11 protein-coding genes are annotated in these 19019 nt (G+C 48.0%); 9 read left to right on the plus strand and 2 right to left on the minus strand.

Annotated features, from left to right (window positions below; translation table 11 throughout):
* The 7 genes from ACI4WN_RS08325 to ACI4WN_RS08355 all read left to right on the plus strand — a co-directional run.
* Positions 1-429, plus strand: a 429-nt coding sequence (locus tag ACI4WN_RS08325; protein WP_439777782.1) for an RpiB/LacA/LacB family sugar-phosphate isomerase, incomplete at its 5' end; no start/stop codon positions are given.
* 77 nt (positions 430-506) lie between these two features.
* Entirely contained in the window at positions 507-2231 is a 1725-nt protein-coding gene (locus ACI4WN_RS08330; RefSeq protein ID WP_439777783.1) for a glycosyltransferase, read from the plus strand.
* Positions 2232-2410: 179 nt separating this feature from the next.
* Entirely contained in the window at positions 2411-2683 is a 273-nt protein-coding gene (locus ACI4WN_RS08335) for an HU family DNA-binding protein (protein ID WP_008463681.1), read from the plus strand.
* A gap of 173 nt (positions 2684-2856) precedes the next feature.
* On the plus strand, positions 2857-3963 hold the full coding sequence (locus ACI4WN_RS08340) for a serine hydrolase domain-containing protein (protein WP_439777784.1): 1107 nt from the start codon (positions 2857-2859) through the stop codon (positions 3961-3963).
* A gap of 361 nt (positions 3964-4324) precedes the next feature.
* Entirely contained in the window at positions 4325-5410 is a 1086-nt protein-coding gene (locus ACI4WN_RS08345; RefSeq protein ID WP_439777785.1) for a carbamoyl phosphate synthase small subunit, read from the plus strand.
* Positions 5403-8588: a carbamoyl-phosphate synthase large subunit gene (gene carB, locus ACI4WN_RS08350; protein WP_439777786.1), complete on the plus strand. Its 3186-nt coding sequence runs from the start codon at positions 5403-5405 to the stop codon at positions 8586-8588. Before ACI4WN_RS08345 ends, carB begins: the two co-directional genes overlap by 8 nt.
* A 132-nt stretch (positions 8589-8720) precedes the next feature.
* The gene (locus ACI4WN_RS08355) at positions 8721-9836 is read left to right on the plus strand and encodes a serine hydrolase domain-containing protein (RefSeq protein ID WP_439777787.1); all 1116 of its coding nucleotides are present in this window, start codon (positions 8721-8723) and stop codon (positions 9834-9836) included.
* 340 nt (positions 9837-10176) lie between these two features.
* On the opposite strand, the gene ACI4WN_RS08360 is transcribed toward ACI4WN_RS08355, so the two are convergent.
* Entirely contained in the window at positions 10177-11136 is a 960-nt protein-coding gene (locus tag ACI4WN_RS08360; RefSeq protein ID WP_439777788.1) for a glycoside hydrolase family 3 N-terminal domain-containing protein, read from the minus strand.
* A 186-nt stretch (positions 11137-11322) separates the two neighbouring features.
* On the opposite strand from ACI4WN_RS08360, the gene ACI4WN_RS08365 reads away from it, so the two are divergent.
* Positions 11323-14937: a glycosyl hydrolase 53 family protein gene (locus ACI4WN_RS08365; RefSeq protein ID WP_439777789.1), complete on the plus strand. Its 3615-nt coding sequence runs from the start codon at positions 11323-11325 to the stop codon at positions 14935-14937.
* A gap of 94 nt (positions 14938-15031) precedes the next feature.
* Positions 15032-18508 (plus strand): glycoside hydrolase family 53 protein, encoded by a 3477-nt coding sequence (locus ACI4WN_RS08370; protein ID WP_439777790.1) that lies wholly within the window; start codon positions 15032-15034, stop codon positions 18506-18508.
* Positions 18509-18696: 188 nt separating this feature from the next.
* Here the strand turns inward: ACI4WN_RS08370 and ACI4WN_RS08375 are convergent, their stop codons facing one another.
* The gene (locus ACI4WN_RS08375; RefSeq protein ID WP_439777791.1) at positions 18697-18819 is read right to left on the minus strand and encodes a hypothetical protein; all 123 of its coding nucleotides are present in this window, start codon (positions 18817-18819) and stop codon (positions 18697-18699) included.
* Between the last annotated feature and the right edge of the window lie 200 nt (positions 18820-19019).

A 19019-nucleotide genomic window follows, 5' to 3' on the forward strand; every position in this document is an offset into this window, starting at 1 on the left:
ACCCGGATGAAGAACGAAATCAAGAAGTATTTGGAAAGCGAAGGCTACGAAGTCGTTGACTTCGGCACGGACACGGAAGAGTCCTGTGACCTGTCTGACTTTGTCTACCCAGCCTCTTTGGCAGTAGCCAAGGGCGAATGCGACCGCGGCATCTTTGTTGATGGGGTGGGCTACGGCAGCGCCTTGATCGCCAACAAGATTAACGGCATCTACGCCGCTGTGTGCCAGGATCCTTTCTGCGCAAAGCTGGCTCGCCAGCACACGGATTCAAACGTGCTCTGCATCGGCGCCAAGATTATCGGTGATATGATGGCCGAAGAAATCGTGAAGACTTGGCTTCATACCGATCCTTTGACTGAAGAGAAATACGTTCGCCGGGTTAACAAGGTTAAGGCAATTAACGATAAGCATTGCGTCCAAGTTAAGTAGTCTAAGCCGCCCTTCGGGGCGGTTTTTTCGTAGGAAAAATGGTTTAGGAATGTTAGGAAAATTGGGAGATTTTGAAAGTGAAGATTCATATTAGTAATATTCATAATGCTGCCTTGTCAGACCGCGTCAAGCTGCAGCATAAATTGGCCGAGGCTGGGCATGCCTTGGGGATGTACGAACTGGGTATTTTCTCTTATCCAGTTGATAGTGATACTCCAGAGCAATTGAGCACGCGGCTTGATGGTTTGGTGTCATCGCTTGAACACGGTGACCGAGTAATTCTGCAACTGCCAACCGGTAATGGTAGAGAGTTTGAAGAGAAATTAGCTTGGCGGATTCAGACTTATACAGGACATTATCCTTTCATTTTAGTAAGTACTGAAATCGGTAAGGATTATTTGTCCATGCTTCATAGTAGTGAACGAGTTTTGGCTGTAAAGCGTTGGCTTTATGAAGACTTAAAAAAGCTAATGGGGCGAGATGCGAGTGAAAAGCTCTTTTTCCATTATGCTGATGAAACTACTAGTGAACTAAATGATCGAGCATGTTTGACGGGCTTCTTAGATGGATTAGGGGATCTAAAAGAAAATAAAGATGCGATCCAGGTTTGTTTTGCTTTGCATGATAATGATGGCACATATTCGAGTAGAGTGGCTGTTGCAATGTTATCAGTTATGCGCAAAACTAAGAGTCCAATTTGCTTCCATATTTTGCTGGATGAGTCTGTGGATGAGGTTAATCGTAGAAGGCTGGCTCAAGTAGCAAGGGAGAATGGGGCAACAATTGAGTTTCATTTGATTAACAACCAAAAAATAGAAGAAAACGTTACTGCTTTTTATACTAAAGTATATTCTGTTGCAGCCATGTATCGATTGTTTATACCACAGATTTTAAGCCGCAAGAATCGAGTTATTTATTTAGATGCAGATGTATTAGTTAATCGTGATATTACTGAACTATGGAAAAATAAACTAGATAATAATGCAATTGGAGCTGTTGTCGATAGTGGCCAATTAGCGCATAGATACGTAACTACGTTTGTGAGAAAGGGATTTGGAACTAGAAACGAATATTTTAATTCTGGAGTTCTGCTAATGAACTTAGAGAAAATTCGAAAAGAAGGAGATCTTTGGAATAGATTTATAGAATATGCCCAAAAAGATATTCAATCCGATCTTGTAGATCAAGATGCACTGAATTATATTTTCCATAATGATGTTCTATATTTAGATGAGAAATGGAATGTTTTAACTAAAGATGAACGATCAAAAAGCCAAAAAATAAGATCAGCAATATATCACTTTGTTGGAGATAAAGGAATAAATTTTTCGAACTTCACAGAATTTGATCGTTTATACTTAGAGCTACGTCAAGAAGTCCCTTGGGAGAAAAGCATTGTTAATGATATGTTCTTAAGAATGCTGAGTATGGGTGACTTTAAGGTGACGGAGTTGCAGAAATTAATTACACAATTATCTGAGCGAAAGAAGAAAAAAATCATTTTTTATGGATATGGCGCCCCGTCTATAAGAACATTGATAAGTGTTATTGAAATTAGGAAAGGAGACTATTATATTGATGAAAATATAAAGGATCCAGATGCTGAGCAATATGGGCGACCAATAAAGCCATTTTCTAGTCTAGAGAATGAAAAAAAGGGAGACTTTATTGTTATTGTTCTACCAGATGCCGATAATGGCCAAGCTTTAAAAAAATTAGATAAATTAGGATTACGGCGTGATATTGATTATTTTGTTGCACCAACTTTGACGACAGGTGATCAAGGAGGCTATAAGCGGTAAATTACGGGTAAATTTCCTTAAAGAGGATAGAAGATCTTTTTATCTCACGCTCTATCTGAAAAAGCTTTCAACTTTTTAGCAAGAAAGGCTGTTGCTTTGCCGAACTTTTGTTATAATTAGCGTATGACATGCTTCGCAGAGTTCGAAGCCTTTTATCGATAGAAAGATGAGGAAACAAGATGAACAAGACTGAACTTGTATCAGCTGTAAGTGAAAAGACCGAATTTAGCAAGAAGGAATCAGCACAAATCGTTGACGCCCTTTTTGCAGCTATTGAAGAAAAGCTGGCTGAAGGCGAAAAGGTTCAATTGATCGGCTTTGGTACCTTTGAAGTTCGTGACCGCGCTGCTCGCAAGGGCCGCAACCCACAAACTGGTGCAGAAATCGAAATTCCTGCAAGCAAGGTTCCAGCTTTCAAGCCAGGCAAGGCTTTGAAGGACGCTGTTAAGTAATTCAACTGCAGTAAATTACGCAAAAGGCTTCAGAATCCTGAAGCCTTTTTTCTTTTGCTCAAATTTTCATTTGTAATCAACTTGTAAAGATGATTTCGTTGTCATTGCCAAAAGAAAGGGCTAAGATAGGCTTTAGATCAACTAGAGAGCTAGAGAAAAGAGAAAGAAAATTAATGATGAAATTTAAGAAACTATTTGCAAAAGTTTGTTTAGCTGCCAGTCTCTTGCCGGCCTTGGCCTTGCCCAGTCAGGTCCACGCTGCGGTAACCACGTCAGCTGCCAAAGCGGTCTTCCGCGGCAACAACATGGCCGGCTCAGTTTTGCTGGTCCAAAATGGGGCGGTTAAAACCGTTAACTATGGCTATGCCTGGTTTGGCCGCCGGGTGTCAAACGGTGCTTCCAACGTGACCTACCCGGCAGCGTCCTTACAAAAGGTGGTCACCGGCGCCATGATTGTCCAACTCATAAATGAGAAAAAGCACACCCGGCAAGCTTTTAGCCAATATACCAAGATCTCCCGCTGGTATCCGCGAATGAAAAATGCCAATAAAGTCCGCTTGGGTGAGCTCTTAACCCAAACCAGCGGCTACCTGGCCCGGGGCAGTGAAAATAACCGTGGCCGGGTCTTGTCAGAGAATTCTGCTGTCAACTGGGTCGTGAATAAAATCAACACTACCAAGCAGGCTAAGCGCGGCAAGTTTTATTATTCAAACGCCAACTATATTCTCCTGGTTGGCATCATCCGCCAGCTGACTGGCTATTCATATGCATATAATTTCAACAAGCGAATCGTGAAGCGACTTGGTTTAAAAAAGACCTATATTCGTGAACAAGTGCCGAAAAAGACCATGCAGGCAGTTTCTTATGCATATTTATGGAATCGGAAGTACCAACAGCCAGCTTCTTTTAGCAAATCCGTCGCTTCCCAATTGCCTGGTGCTGCCAACATGTGCACGACGCCTCTTGAATACTACAAGATTATGCTGGGCCTGCAAAATGGCCAAATTCTGTCCCAAAGTGACTTTAACTACCTGACCCACTTAAAGAGCCGGAAGACGACTTATAGCGGTGGGCTTTACCTGAAGAAGGGCGGCAAGGTCAAGGTGGCCTTTGGCTCCATCGCGGGCGAGCACTACGGCACTTATGTTCAGCTGAGCGCTGACAACCGTAATGGCATCGTCATGTTTGTCAATGAGCGCAGCCAGACCGAGCCCCAGGTCAAGAGTTTAGCTTATACCTTGCTTGACCAGATTCAGCCACAAACTTTTTCGATTAGTTAATTTTTTTAGAAAAAGTCAAAAAATAACCACTAAAACTGGAATGTATACAAAATAATCGCCTTTTTTCTGCATATACCCTTGACTTGGATCAGGAAAATCTATATAGTTAAGAAAACAGAAGAAGAACCTTTAAAGTTAGTCCCGTGAGGCTAAGAAGGTTTGGTGATTTGCAAACGAGGCAGTTGATAATATATATATTTGTTCGGAATAGCTGGATGAAATTCTTTATCTAGCTTGGAACGTCCATGACTTAATTAAATTTGACCTCTTTGCCCCAGAAAGACCATCTTAGTAGCGGACCTGCCAAAGATGGTCTTTTTTTGCTGGAGATAAGTTGATTAAGAGACAGCGAGGTTAATTAATGAAGCGGTATTTAGTTCTGGAAGACGGCACGGTCTTTGAAGGAACAGCCTTTGGGGCCCAAGCAGAGAAGTTTGGCGAAGTCGTATTTACCACGGGGATGACCGGCTACCAAGAAGCCATCACCGACCAGTCATATGCAAAGCAGATCTTGGTCTTTACCAACCCCTTGATCGGCAATTATGGGGTGAACGTGGAAGACAATGAGTCAATCGATCCCCAAGTCAGCGGGGTGGTTTGTCAAGAACTTGCCAGAGTGGCCTCTAACTGGCGGATGGGCGACAGCCTGGACCACTTTTTAGCAGAAAAAGGCATCCCCGGCATTTCCGGCGTTGACACCCGGAAATTGACCAAGATCTTAAGAAACGAAGGGTCCTTGAAAGGTTATCTGGTCAATGAGCTCGACAAAGAAGCAGCCTTAGCTGCCATCGCTAGCCACGACTACAGCGGCTTTTTAGCACCATCCGTTTCTACCACCAAGCCATATCCAAACCCTGGCACCAAGCGCAACGTGGTCTTGATCGACTACGGGGTCAAGCACTCCATCTTGCGCGAGCTCTCAGTCCGCGGCTGCAACACGGTCGTCTTGCCATATACAGCTACGGCAGAAGACGTTTTGAGCCTGCACCCAGACGGGGTCATGCTGTCAAATGGACCGGGCGACCCAGAAACCATGACCGAAGCGGCCAAGATGGTGGCCGAAGTGGAAAAGCACGTGCCGATTTTCGGCATTTGCATGGGCCACCAAATCCTGGCCCGGGCCAACGGCGCCAAGACCTTCAAGATGAAGTTTGGCCACCGGGGCTTTAACCACCCAGTCAAGGACCTGGAAACGGGGGCAATCGCCTTTACCTCCCAAAACCACGGCTACGCGATCGATCCTGACTCTCTTGACCCAGACAAAATTACCGTGACCCACCAAGAAATCAACGACGGCGTGATCGAAGGGATCCAGCTGAAAAAGTATCCAGCCTTTTCCGTCCAATTCCACCCAGACGCAGCGCCTGGCCCACTTGATGCCGTAAGTCTGTTTGACAAGTTCATGAAACTGATTGATGAAGGGAAGGAAAAGAAACAAAATGCCTAAGAGAAGCGATATCCACAAGATCATGGTGATTGGGTCTGGTCCAATCATTATCGGCCAAGCTGCCGAATTTGACTATTCCGGCACCCAGGCCTGCCTGGCCTTAAGAGAAGAAGGCTACGAAGTCGTTTTGGTCAACTCCAACCCTGCCACGATCATGACTGACACGGAAATTGCCGACAAGGTTTACATTGAGCCTTTGACGGTCGGGTCACTGTCTCGGATCATCCGCCAAGAATACCCGGACGCCATCTTGCCAACCTTGGGTGGGCAAACCGGCTTAAACATGGCTATCGCCCTTCATAAGTCCGGTCTGCTCGACGAACTCGGCATTGAGCTGCTGGGGACCAAGTTAGACGCCATCGACCAGGCTGAAGACCGCGAACGCTTCAAGCAGCTGATGGAAGACTTGGGTGAACCCGTTCCGCCATCCAGAACCGTGCACACGGTTGAAGAAGCGGTGGACTTTGCTAACGAAATTGGCTACCCCTTGATCGTTCGCCCAGCCTTTACCATGGGCGGCACTGGCGGCGGGATGTGCGACAATGAAGAAGAACTGCGGGCCATTACCGCTAACGGCCTGGACCTTAGTCCTGCAACAGAATGCTTGATTGAAAAATCCATCGCCGGCTTTAAGGAAATCGAATACGAAGTCATGCGGGATTCTAAAGACAATGCCATGGTGGTCTGCTCCATGGAAAACTTTGACCCGGTCGGCATCCACACCGGGGACTCCATCGTCTTTTCCCCGACCCAAACCTTGAGCGACCGGGAATACCAGATGCTCCGCAACTGCGCCCTGAAGCTGATCCGCGCGCTCAAGATTGAGGGGGGATGCAACGTCCAATTGGCCCTTGACCCTAATAGCTACCAGTACTACGTAATCGAAGTCAACCCCCGGGTGTCTCGCTCATCAGCTCTAGCTTCAAAAGCCACGGGCTACCCAATTGCCAAATTGGCTGCCAAGATTGCGGTTGGTTTGACGCTAGACGAGATCAAGAATCCTGTTACCAAAAAGACTTTTGCCGAATTTGAACCAGCCTTAGACTATGTGGTTGCTAAGGTGCCGCGCTGGCCTTTTGACAAGTTCGTCAAGGCGGACCGCCGCCTAGGGACCCAGATGAAGGCGACCGGGGAAGTCATGGCTTTAGGGAGAAACGCTGAAGAAGCCTTGCAAAAGGCTGTCAGTTCTCTGGAAATCGATGAAAAAGACCTCTGCTTCACCAATTTAGGCGATAAGTCTCAAGAAGTCCTTGAGCAAAAATTAGCTGTGGCTGAAGACGATCGACTTTTTTACATCGCGGAAGCCTTTAGACGGGGCTACAGCCTTGAAGCCGTCCACGCCTTGACCAAGATCAACCTCTACTTCTTGGACATCGTCAAGCATATCGTGGAATTAGAAGACGAAATCAAAGCTCAGCCTCAGGATCTAGACGTCTTAAAGACTGCCAAGTACTATGGCTATGCCGACCAAACCATTGCCAAGCTCTGGGGTGTAAGCGAAGACGACGTTCGCAGTTTGCGCAAGGCTAACGGTTTAGTTCCGGTTTACAAGATGGTCGACACCTGCGCCGGTGAATTTGCCTCAAGCACGCCATACTTTTACTCCACTTACGGTCTAGAAAATGAAAGCGTCAAGAGCGGCAAGCCATCTGTGATCGTGCTGGGCTCTGGCCCGATCAGAATTGGGCAGGGGGTAGAATTTGACTACGCCACCGTCCACTCAGTCAAGGCCCTGCAAAAAATGGGCTATGAAGCCATTGTCATCAACTCTAACCCCGAAACGGTCTCAACCGACTTCTCTATCTCCAACAAGCTCTACTTTGAACCCGTTACCCTGGAAAAGGTTTTGGATGTCATTGACCTAGAGCAGCCGCTCGGGGTGATCGTCCAATTTGGTGGCCAAACCGCTATCAACCTGGCCAAGGGCCTAGAAGACCACGGCGTCAAGGTTTTAGGGACCACGGTTAAAGACATTGACCGGGCTGAAGACCGGGAGCTTTTTGACGAGATTATTAAAAAGCTAGAGCTTAAACAGCCAATCGGTAAGACTGCCGAAACGCCTGAAGCGGTCATCGAGTACGCTAAGGAGCTGGGCTACCCAGTCTTGGTTCGGCCATCCTACGTTTTGGGCGGCCGGGCCATGGAAATCGTGTATAACGAAGATGAGCTCCGCGGCTACCTGAAGGACAACCCGCCAGCTACTAACGGCCACCCGATCCTGGTTGATACTTACCTAGAAGGCTTAGAAGGGGAAGTTGACGCGATCTGCGACGGCCAGCAGGTCCTCATGCCGGGTATCATGCAGCACATTGAGCGGGCCGGCGTCCACTCTGGTGACTCCATGGCTGTTTACCCGCCGCAAAGCTTCACTGAAGAAGTGAAAAAGCAGATCGTAGACGTAACTGAAAAATTGGCCTTAGCCCTTAACTGCGTGGGCATCATGAACGTGCAGTTTATCGTGCGCGGCGGGGAAGTCTACATTATCGAAGTTAACCCCCGGGCGTCGCGGACCGTGCCATTTTTGAGCAAGGTCACCGGGATCGAAATGGCCCAGGCCGCAACCCGCTGCATCATGGGGCAGAGCCTCAAAGAACAAGGCTACACGGAAACCTTGCAGCCAGAAAGCGAGATTATCCATGTGAAGGCGCCGGTCTTCTCCTTCAGCAAATTGGCTAACGTTGACAGCCTCTTGGGGCCAGAAATGAAGTCCACTGGGGAAGTCATGGGGAGTGACCACACCTTCTCCAAGGCTCTTTACAAGGCCTTTGAAGGGACCGGCATCCGTCTGCCAAACAATGGGTCAGTTCTGTTGACGATCGAAGACAAGGATAAGGAAAAGATCCTGCCACTGGCTGACCGTTTTGCCAAGATCGGCTACCGCCTCTTTGCGACCGCCGGGACGGCTGAGTTCCTCCGGGGACAAGGCCTGCACGTCACGCAAGTGGCTAAGATTGGCGAAAAAGCTTCAAGCGACCTGCCAATCTTAGACGTCATCAAGAATGGACAAGTGGACGTGACCATCAACACCATGGGTCATGACCTGACGGCTAGTTCCGATGGCTTCGTGATCCGGGAAACGGCCATCATGCACAATGTGCCAGTTTTGACTTCTCTTGATACGGTTGCGGCGCTGTTGACGAGTCTGGAAAACCGGTCATTTGCTACGGAAGCCTTATAGTATAAAGATTTTGGTCCATATAGGATTAGTAATAAAAATCGTCTCTAAATCGCTATTTAGAGGCGATTTTGCTTGCTTTTTTCCCTGATCGGTCTATAATATCGTTATATTTTAAGGAAGCGAGATGAAACGTTGGCTAAATTAGGGAAGAAGATCTTAGTCGTGCTGGCCCTGGCAATTTTGTGCCTGGGGATGCTGCCCGCCCACCGGGTCGGCAAGGACCAGGCTAGGGCCGCGGACATGCAGGCTTTTGTCAAAAAGCTGATGAAGAAGAATCACATCGCTGGCTCTATCGCCGTGGTTCATAATGGCACCGTGCAGGTAATTTCTTACGGCCGGGCCAAAAAAGGCGTGAAAAATAGTGCTAAGAACGTGGTTTACCCGGTTGCCTCCTTGCAAAAGCAGGTAACGGCTGCTATGGTCATGCAGCTCATGGCCGAAAAGCAGGGGTCAAGCAAGGCTTTTAGCCAAGACACCAAGATTTCTCGCTGGTACCCTGGCTTAAGAGGGGCAAGCAAGATCACGGTGGGCAACCTGCTGACCCACACGTCCGGCTTGCAGATTCCAGAAATTGAAGTTGACCGCGGGGTTAGCTATTCTGAAGAGGGAGCCGTGAACTGGGTCGTCAACCGCTTGAACCGGGCAAGGCAAGATGCAGTCGGGACTTACCACTACAGCGACGTCAACTATATCTTGCTAGCCGGCATTATTCGAAAAGTGACGGGTAAGTCTTACGCTGCTAATTTTAAAAAGCGGATCGTCAACCGGCTGGGCCTGCGCCACACCTTTTTAATAGGAAAGGTGCCGGCCAAGTACCAAGTAGCGGCTTCTTACGATTACCAAAACGGCAAGAACTACCAAAACCGGGTCTACCTGTCAAAGACGCGCTTGTCGCAATTGATCGGGGCGGCCCAGCTGATAACGACGCCAAGCGACTACTATGAGTTCGTGTCGGCTCTCGGGACCGGGCAGCTGCTAGCGCCGTCAACCTACCGCTTGATGACTCACTTAAAGAGCAAGAAGACGCGGTATTGCAGCGGTTTTTACATCAAGAAGGGCGACAAGGTTAAGCTGGCTTACGGGGCCTTGGGCGGCGCCCACTACGCTGGCTACTACCAGCTGACCAGCGACAACCAAAATGGGATCGTGATGATGATCAACCAAAGAAGCTGCGGCGAGGACAAGCTGAAGGGCATTGGCTACCAAATCTTGCAAAAATTAGATCTGAATACTTTTTCTCAGACGTAAAAAAGGAAGACCTTAGGGTCTTCCTTTTTTGCATGGGCTGTTCAATGTTTTTTTTGCACAAAAATTAGGGTTGGGCGTGCACAAAAACTTACTCAAGTGTGGCAAGTGCTGCTCAAAGATTTACTCAAGTGCGGCAAACGCTGCTCAAAAACTTACTCAAGTGCGGCAAGTGTTGCTCAAAAATTTACTCAAGTGCGGCAAATGTTGCTCAAAAACTTACTCAACTGGCCCCTAATCGCTTTTGGTTGAGTAAGTTTTGGGCCGCCACTTTGCTTACTTGAGTATGTTTTTGTGCAGATTTTTTCCAAAAACGATTTAGTTGAGTCAGTTATTGTGCAAATTACCGATAAACAATGTCCCGTAAGGCCTGAAGCCGGTCTAGAGAGTCGTCAATCTGCCTTTCGCTAACCAATCCGTTTTCCGTAGCTTGGACCAGGCGTGGCAAAGTGGCCAAGTCGCCGCCTAGCAGGAGATCGTTGCCAGCTTTTAGTGCCACAAGCTCAGCTGGTTCATCTTCACTGCCAGCCAGCTTAGCGGCCGCCATGGCTAAGTCGTCGGTTAAAATGATGCCGCCATAGCCGAGCTCTTGTCGTAAGTAGCCATGAACCTTTTTAGACAAGGAGACAGGCTGGTCGTCAAAAATGGTTACGGCGAGGTGGGCCACCATGATGGAGGGGACGCCGGCCGCGATCGCTACTTTAAAGGGGAGGAGGTCGGCTTCTGCTTCGGCGCGCGTCCGGTTATCTATGGCGAAAGCCGTGTGGGTGTCGCCAGCATCTCCGTAGCCGGGAAAGTGCTTGGCCGTTGAGACCAGGCCCAGCTCTTGGTAGAGCTTGACAAAAGCCGCCACGGCTCGGCTAGTCTCTTCCAGGCTGCTTTGAAAAGTTCGGTTGTAGATGAAGCTGGACTTTTGCTTAGCAAAGTCGGCAACTGGTGCAAAGTTCCAGTTGAAACCTAGATCTTTTAGCTCTAGAGCCGTTTCTCGACTTTTTTGCAAAAAAACATCCAGTCCTTGTGCCAAAAGTTGACCCTGGCTGGGATAAAAGTTAGACGAGAGTGCCGATAAGCGGCTGACCAGTCCGCCTTCTTGGTCAATGCCAATAAATAGCTGGGGACGGGCTTGCTTGTATGCCGCCAGTTCTTGCTTAACTCGCGCTCGGCTTTTTCCTTCTAAGTCTTTGGCAAAAAGGATGATGCCGCTAGGTTGGCAGTTTTGCAGTATTTTCAGATTTTTTTGAAAGTCGCCAAGGCTATCAATGAAAAATAGCTGACTGAGTTTGGATTGTAGTGAATTATTCATATGCTTTTTTAACTACTTATTTATCTAAATAATATTCTTCTAACCAAGATCAAAGGTTAGTGAAAACAAATTATTGAGTAATAAAACAGTTTTGTTACAAGTTTAAAAAAACTTAAACATCGTTCTTGAAAACGGTATAATACAGTATGATACAAATTTACTGTGAAAAAGTTTGGAAGGAACGTCATGAAGAAAAGAAAAATTAAGCACTTCAAGACTAACAAGAAATTAGTTACTGCTGAATTGGCCTTGCTAGCAACGGCAACCGGCTTGGCATACAACACGGCTACGGTTAAGGCTGATACCACTCCGGCTTCTAGCGATCAAACAGCCAATACGGCTGCTGCCACGACTGATGAAGCTAAGACGACTGCGGCTGCTCAAGAAACTGCAGTTGCCGCAAAGACCACTACCGATGCTGCAGCTGCTGATACTGAACAAGCTGCAACGGCCGATGCTGGTCAAACTAGCGATGCTAAAAAGTCTGCAGCAAGCGACAGCACTAAGTCAGCAACTACTGACAGCACTAAGACTGCCCCAGTTGCTACTCAAGCCGCAGCTCCAGCCGCTAAGACGGCTACTGCTGCCAAGACGGCTACTGCCACTAAAGCCGTAGCGGCAACTAAGGCAACGACGACCACTGCAACTGCTAAGAGTACTTTTAAGACTACTAATGGCACCACCCAATACTACGATGCCAATGGCAAGGTCGTAAAGGCTCAAGTTTTCAAGGCTAACGATAAAGAGTACTACGCTGACAAGAACGGCAAGATTGCTAAAAATACCACTAAAAAGGTTAACGGCATTACTGTTTCCTTTAACGCTGATGGCTCAGTTAAGAATAACCTGGACTTTAGCCAACTTTTAAGAGACCAAGTTGAATTTGCGACTGCCACTAAGCTGAAGCAAAACGTCAAGTACGACTGGACCGAAAAGAAGAACGACTACCAAGAATCAGCTGTTCACGAAATGGCGCAACTTTTGGCGCAAGGCGATGTCAAAAATGACAACAGCATCATTTCTTCATTGATGGAAAAGAACTCCTCAATGTCAGGCCAGGTTTTGGCTTCCCTGACGATGAACGTTGGACAAAACGGTTACACCGCTAGTCAAATTGCCAATGCTTTGATTGCCAAGCTGGGTACGACCGCAGCCACTGGCAGCGTGATCGGTGCTGGCTACTACAACGGTACTGCTGCCGCGCTTTTATATAAGGTTGAATCCGTTAAAAAGGCTGAACAAGCTGCTTCGAAGATTGCAACCAGCGTGAAGACCGTTTACAGCGATGCTGGCAAGGTCAAGAACCCAGTCACTAGCAAGATGAGCGCTGCTGATGAAAAGCAAGTAACTGATGGCGTTTCTAGCTCACTTTTAACTGGGGACAAGGGCACGGCGATCAGTGAACAAGTCTTAAAGACGATTTTTGCCGGTTTAGCAGGCGATACGACTGCTCTTGAAGGGCAAACCAGCTACTACGACGATAACGGCAAGGCCTACCACTACCAATACTGGCTAGATGGCAAAGACAGCGCTGAAAAGTTGGCTAACTTCTTGAAGGCTAACGCCGGCGCTAAGTACGGCGATGCTATCAAGGCTATTTACATGGCAACTTTGGTGGCTGGCGCTAACGATAAGACTGCGGCAACTGACGAAACGCCAACCAGCAAGAAGACAAACGATGAAATCACGGCAGCCTTCCAAACTGGCGATGAAACTGGCTTGAAGTACGAAAGCGTCAAGGTGGAAAAGATTGCTGGCATGACCAAGGACATGATCCGCGGGGTCGACATTTCAACCTACCAATCTTTGATCAACGCTGGCGTTAAGTTCTACGACTTTGAAGGCAAGGAAGCCAGCCTGATCAAGGTTTTGTCAGATGCAGGCGTCAACTGGATCCGGCTGAGAATCTGGAACGACCCATATAACGCTGATGGCTTGGGCTACGGCGGCGGTAACACTGACGAAGCTAACGTCATCAAGATGGCAGCTGAAGCCAAGAAGTACGGCATGAAGGTCTTGCTTGACTTCCACTACTCCGACTTTTGGGCTGACCCAGCCAAGCAGGTTTTGCCAAAGGCTTGGAAGAGTCTGTCAGTTAATGCTTTGAATAAATCGATCCAGCTCTACACGGAAAAAGTCTTGCACGACTTAAGAGATGCCGGTGCTAGCGCGGACATGGTCCAAGTCGGCAACGAAATCACTAACGGGGCATTTGGTCTGTATACTGACCGGGACCACGGCGGCAACTGGGAAGACCTGTGGAAGAGCGCCAAGGGTACTCAGGTTGCCCAATACCTGAAGACGGCAGCCAAGGCAGTTAGAAATGCCGCTCCGCAAGCTAAGATTGCCCTGCAGCTGGAAACGCCAAACATCTACAAGTACCGGACCATCATGACGGTCTTCAAGAACAACGGCATTGACTACGACTACCTTGGGACTTCTTACTACCCATTCTGGTCAACTGGCAACAGCAACGGGACTTACAAGGGCCAAGACCTGGGCAAGGGTGCCAACACTCCTAAGAACCTTTTGGCAGTTGAACAAATGGCTAAGGAAGAATTTGGCAAGTCGACGGTTGTTTTGGAAACCGGCTGGTTCAACAACCTGAACGACTCAGATGGTACTGGCGATTCAGTCGGCACCATGCCATCCATGCCAAGCGGCGTTTCCTATACGGCTGATCCACAAGGACAAGTCAACGAAATGAGCGATATGTACAAGGCCATTATTGCCGGTGGCGGCGTAGGCTCCTTCTACTGGGAACCAGCACAAATTGCGGTTAAGGCTGGTTGGAATAACTGGTCTTACAACAAGGAAATGTCAAACGTCTACGGTACTGGCTGGGCATCCAAGTATGCTATCGGCTACGCTCCAGATAACGTCATGTACTGGAACGGCAAGGAAACTTGGGGCGGCAGCACTTGGGACAACGTAGCTCTCTTTGATGACCACGGCTACCCACTCCAATCTTTGATGATGTACAAGGGCTTTTTGACCGGCTACGAATCACCAGCTAACACTGCTTCAAGTGTCAGCGTTAAGGCTAGTGCCGTTAACGGGGATGCGGCTGATTTGGCTGACGTCAAAGACGAAAACGCCGTTAAGGCTGGGCAAGACCTCAGTTTGTCAAATACCTTGGCTGACAGCGCAAAGAAGTACTTGAACGGCGTTAAGGGCACTGCTATTTCTGAGGCATCTCTAACAGAAATCTTTAAGGGCTTGTCTGATAACTTAAAGAGTGCCCAGTTCACTGGCAAGAGCGGCAGCAACTACCACTACGAATATGTTTTGCCGGGCAAGGATAGCGCAGAAAAATTGGCCAACTTCTTGAAGGCCAACCAAAATGCTAAGTATGGCGACAATCTTGCCGTCAACTACGACGTCAACCTGGTTAAGGATGCCAAGGCAATCGTTAACGCTACTTCCAAGTTAAGCGCAACCGCTACTACCGTTTGGGGTTTGGACAACGTCACCATCGACAGTCCAATCGCTAAGGGGCAAGCCTTGTCAAGCGATGATACGGCTGCTTTGGAAAAAGCTGTTGCCCAATACCTGACCGGCGAAGAAGGCACGGAAATTTCCGCTGACACCTTCTCCAAGATGACCGAAGCTTTGAACGCCGGGGTTGCTTCAAACAAGGAATACCAAGTGAAGTTCACTGATGCAACCAGCGTTTACCACTACGTCTTCTACTTCGACGCAAGTAGCGGCGACCTTGCAACTTTGAACAAGGGTGCTAAGTACGGCGATCCAATCAAGGTCAACGTTTCAGCATCCCTGAAGTGGGTAAAGAATTTATAATTAAAAAAGTCTGACTGTGATAGTTAGACTTTTTTCCTGGATCATGTAATCAAATTTGTGAATGTAAAAGTAAAAGAATAATTAGGTGAATCTAATGGGAAAAAAGATCAAGCACTTTAAGTCAAAGAAAAATTTATTGACTGGCCTGGCAGTCCTGACGGCCACCACTGGTCTAGCTTACGGCAACCAGGTTAAGGCCGACACGACCGATGCAGCGCAAGCAGAAGCTAAGACGGTTCAAGAAGACAAGAACAATGCTGCGCAAAGCAGCCAAGCTGCAGAGGCTGCAACCAAAACTGACAGCCAAGCAGCAAACACCCAAGACCAAAGTCAAAAGACGGCGGCTGAAGCTGATCAAACGGCCAAGACTAGTGAGACTGCACCAGTTGTCCAAAACACTAATCCACAAGCAGCCAAGGCTGGTCAAGCAACGCAGGCTGTTACTGCTACTCAGGCGAAGACGACTACTCAAGCTAAGAAGAGTACTTTTGTCACCGAAAAGGGCAAGACTTCTTACTATGACGCTAACGGCAAGGTCGTTAAGAGCAAGTACTTTAGTACTAACGGCAAGAACTACTACGCAGACTCAACCGGCGCCATTGCTAAGAATACGGTTAAAAAGGTTAACGGGATCACTACCCGTTTTGGTAAAGATGGGGCCGAAAGCGACGGTTTGGACCACAGCCAGCTCTTGAGAGACCAAATCGAATTCCAAACCGCGACTAAGTTAAAGGGCAAGGTTAAGTACGACTGGACGGAAAACAAGAACAAGTTCCAAGAATCCGCAGCCCACGAAATGGCACAGCTTTTGGCCCAAAAGAGCGTCAACAACGACAGCAAGGTCATTTCCTCTTTGATGGAAAAGAACTCATCAATGCCGGGCAAGGTTTTGGCCAGCGTCGTGATGGACGTCAGCCAAAAGAACCTGGACGCTAAAGCCGTAACTAACGCTTTGCTAGCTAAGCTGGGTAAAACCGATGCTGCCAATGCCGTAGTAGGGGCAGGCTACTATGACGGTACGGCTGCCGCCTTGATCTACAAGGTGGAACAAGTGGCCAAGGCTGAACAAGCAACTTCTAAGCTTGATCCAGAAATTACTACTGTTTACAGCGATGCCGGCAAGGTCAAGAACCCAGTTACTAACAAGATGAGCGACAGCGACCAGACCGCTTTAGTTAACGGCGTTTCTGCTAACTTGTTTACTGGCGACAAGGGGACGGTCATCAGCCAGGATGTGCTGAAGGCAATTTTTGCCGGACTATACGGCGACGATACTGCCTACAACGGCCAAGCTGATTACGTTGACGACAGCGGCAAGACTTACCACTACCAATACTGGCAAGTGGGCAAGGACAGCGCTGAAAAACTAGCCAACTTCTTGAAGCTCAACAGCGGCGTCAAGTACGGCGATACGATCAAGGCCCAGTTTACCGCGACCTTGGTGGCTGGCAGCGGCCAAAAGACCAAGGCGGTTGACGAAACGCCAACTAGCAAGAAGACTAGCGACGAAATTACGGCAGCTTACACGACTGGTGATGAAACGGGCCTGCGCTATGAAAGCGTCAAGGTAGAAAAGATCCCTGGCATGAAGGACGACATGGCCCGCGGGGTAGACATTTCTACTTACCAAGCCATGGCTAATGCCGGCGTTAAGTTCTATGACTTTGACGGCAAGGAAGCTGACCTCTTTAAGGTTTTGGCTGATGCTGGCGTCAACTGGGTCCGGCTCCGTCTTTGGAACGACCCATACAACGCTGAAGGCTTAGGCTATGGCGGCGGCAATAACGATGAAGAAACGCTGATCAAGACTGCACAAAAGGCCAAGCAATACGGGATGAAGGTCCTTTTGGACTTCCACTACTCCGACTTTTGGGCTGACCCACAAAAGCAGATTTTGCCAAAGGCTTGGAAGAACCTGTCACAGGCTGAATTAAACAAGTCAATTTCCCTTTATACGCAAAAAGTTTTGACCGATTTAAAGGATGCTGGCGTTAGCCCAAGCATGGTCCAAGTCGGCAACGAAATTACCAAGGGTGCTTTTGGCATCACGGCTGGTCAAAGACACAATGGCTCATGGAGCGAACTTTGGCAAGGCAGCGATGGCAAGTTGATTGCTTCTTACCTGGCAACGGCTGCTAAGGCAGTTAGAAAAGCTGACTCCAGTGCCAAGATTGCCGTTCAGTTTGAATCACCAGATGTGAATAAGTACCGGTCCCTGATGACGGTCTTGAAGAACGGCGGGGTTGACTACGACTACCTCGGCACTTCTTACTACCCATTCTGGGGCAGCGACAGCAACAATCCATCAAACCTGCTCAAGGTTGAACAGATGGCCCAAAAGGAATTTGGCAAGCGCGTGGTTGTCATGGAAACCAGCTGGCTGAACAATGTCAACGACTCAGACGGTACTGGCGACAACATCGGCTATGCTCCAAGCGACTACGCAGTAGGGCCACAAGGACAAGTCGATGAAGTGACGGCTTTATACAAGGCTTTGGTTGCCGGCAATGGCGTTGGTGCCTTTTACTGGGAACCAGCCCAAATTGCTGTAAGAGCAGGCTGGAACAGCTGGAACTACAACAAGATGATGGCTAATGTCTACGGTACTGGCTGGGCATCTAAGTACGCAATTGGCTACGCTCCAGATGACGAAATGTACTGGAACGGCAAGGAAACTTGGGGCGGCAGCACTTGGGACAACATGACCTTGTTTGACGACAACGGTCACCCGCTCCAATCCTTGAACGTCTTCAAGGGGATGCTGAACGGCTATGAATCAGCCGCAAGTACGACCTCAGCTGCTAAGGCCAAGGCTGGCGCCGTTAACGGGGATGCGGTTGATTTGGCTGACCTCAAAGACGAAAACGCCGTTAAGGCTGGGCAAGACCTCAGCTTGTCTAACTACCTGGCTGACAGCGCCAAGAAGTACTTGAACGGGACTAAGGGCACTGCTATTTCTGAGGCATCTCTAACAGAAATCTTCAAGGGCTTGTCTGACAACTTAAAGAGCGACCAATTTACTGGCAAGAGTGGCAGCAACTACCACTACGAATATGTTTTGCCAGGCAAGGACAGTGCTGAAAAGTTGGCCAACTTCTTGAAGGCTAACCAAAACGCTAAGTACGGCGATGATTTAGCCATCAACTACGACGTCAACTTGGTTAAGGATGCCAAGGCAATCGTTAACGCTACGTCTAAGCTGAACGCCACTGCCACTGCCGTTTGGGGCTTGGATAATGTGACGATTGACAGCCCGCTGGTTAAGGGCCAAGCTTTGTCAAGCGATGACACGGCTACTTTGGAAAAAGCCTTGGAACAATATCTGACTGGTGAAGAAGGCACGGAAATTTCCGCTGACACTTTAGCCAAGATGACTGAAGCCTTGAACGCCGGGGTCGCGTCAAACAAGGAATACCAAGTGAAGTTCACTGACGCAACTAGCGTTTACCACTACGTCTTCTACGTCGACGCAAGTAATGGCGACCTCGCTTCCTTGAACAAGGGTGCTAAGTACGGTGACCCAATCAAGGTCAACATCTCAGCTGCCCTGAAGTGGGTTAAGAATCTGTAATTTTGAATATTAATAATTTTTAGTTTTTTACCGATAAACATACATGCAAAGAAAAGACTCTGGCGAGTGCCAGAGCCTTTTTTATATCCTTCGAGGTGGAGGTTAAGTATTAAAAATGTAATGTAACGTGCTAAACAAACTTGAAAAGGGAAAAGAATGAAATTTAAGAATTCAACATATTGCTTCGCTTAGTAGCGATTGCGGTTGCGAACAGGGATGGCAACCAGGCGCTTTTGGCGATTTTGTTTCCATTTGAGTAAAAGTAAAAGGGATGCGGTAACGGCTGCTAATTGAGTAAACACTTTAACCATATGCAGGTCTCCTTTCTTTAGCAAGTTCTTGTCTGAACTTGTATTTATATGATAGAGGGAAGACGTGGTCATAATGTGAACGTGACTCTAAGAAAGTTGCGCGATCGGCTTAAGAAAAGGTAAACAGGTGATAAGAAAAGTTGTAGTGTGGCGTGACTAGGTTAGCTGTGTTAGTTGTGCCCCCGAAGTATGTCAACCGG

Origin of the sequence: Lactobacillus sp. (assembly GCF_051893255.1) — a bacterium.
Taxonomy (GTDB): Bacteria; Bacillota; Bacilli; order Lactobacillales; family Lactobacillaceae; genus Lactobacillus.

Coding starts and splice junctions, on each gene's coding strand:
- ACI4WN_RS08335 (WP_008463681.1), top strand. CDS start 2,411: ATGAACAAGACTGAACTTGTATCAGCTGTAAGTGAAAAGACCGAATTT.
- ACI4WN_RS08340 (WP_439777784.1), top strand. CDS start 2,857: ATGATGAAATTTAAGAAACTATTTGCAAAAGTTTGTTTAGCTGCCAGT.
- ACI4WN_RS08345 (WP_439777785.1), top strand. CDS start 4,325: ATGAAGCGGTATTTAGTTCTGGAAGACGGCACGGTCTTTGAAGGAACA.
- carB (WP_439777786.1), top strand. CDS start 5,403: ATGCCTAAGAGAAGCGATATCCACAAGATCATGGTGATTGGGTCTGGT.
- ACI4WN_RS08360 (WP_439777788.1), bottom strand. CDS start 11,136: ATGAATAATTCACTACAATCCAAACTCAGTCAGCTATTTTTCATTGAT.
- ACI4WN_RS08365 (WP_439777789.1), top strand. CDS start 11,323: ATGAAGAAAAGAAAAATTAAGCACTTCAAGACTAACAAGAAATTAGTT.
- ACI4WN_RS08370 (WP_439777790.1), top strand. CDS start 15,032: ATGGGAAAAAAGATCAAGCACTTTAAGTCAAAGAAAAATTTATTGACT.
- ACI4WN_RS08375 (WP_439777791.1), bottom strand. CDS start 18,819: ATGGTTAAAGTGTTTACTCAATTAGCAGCCGTTACCGCATCCCTTTTA.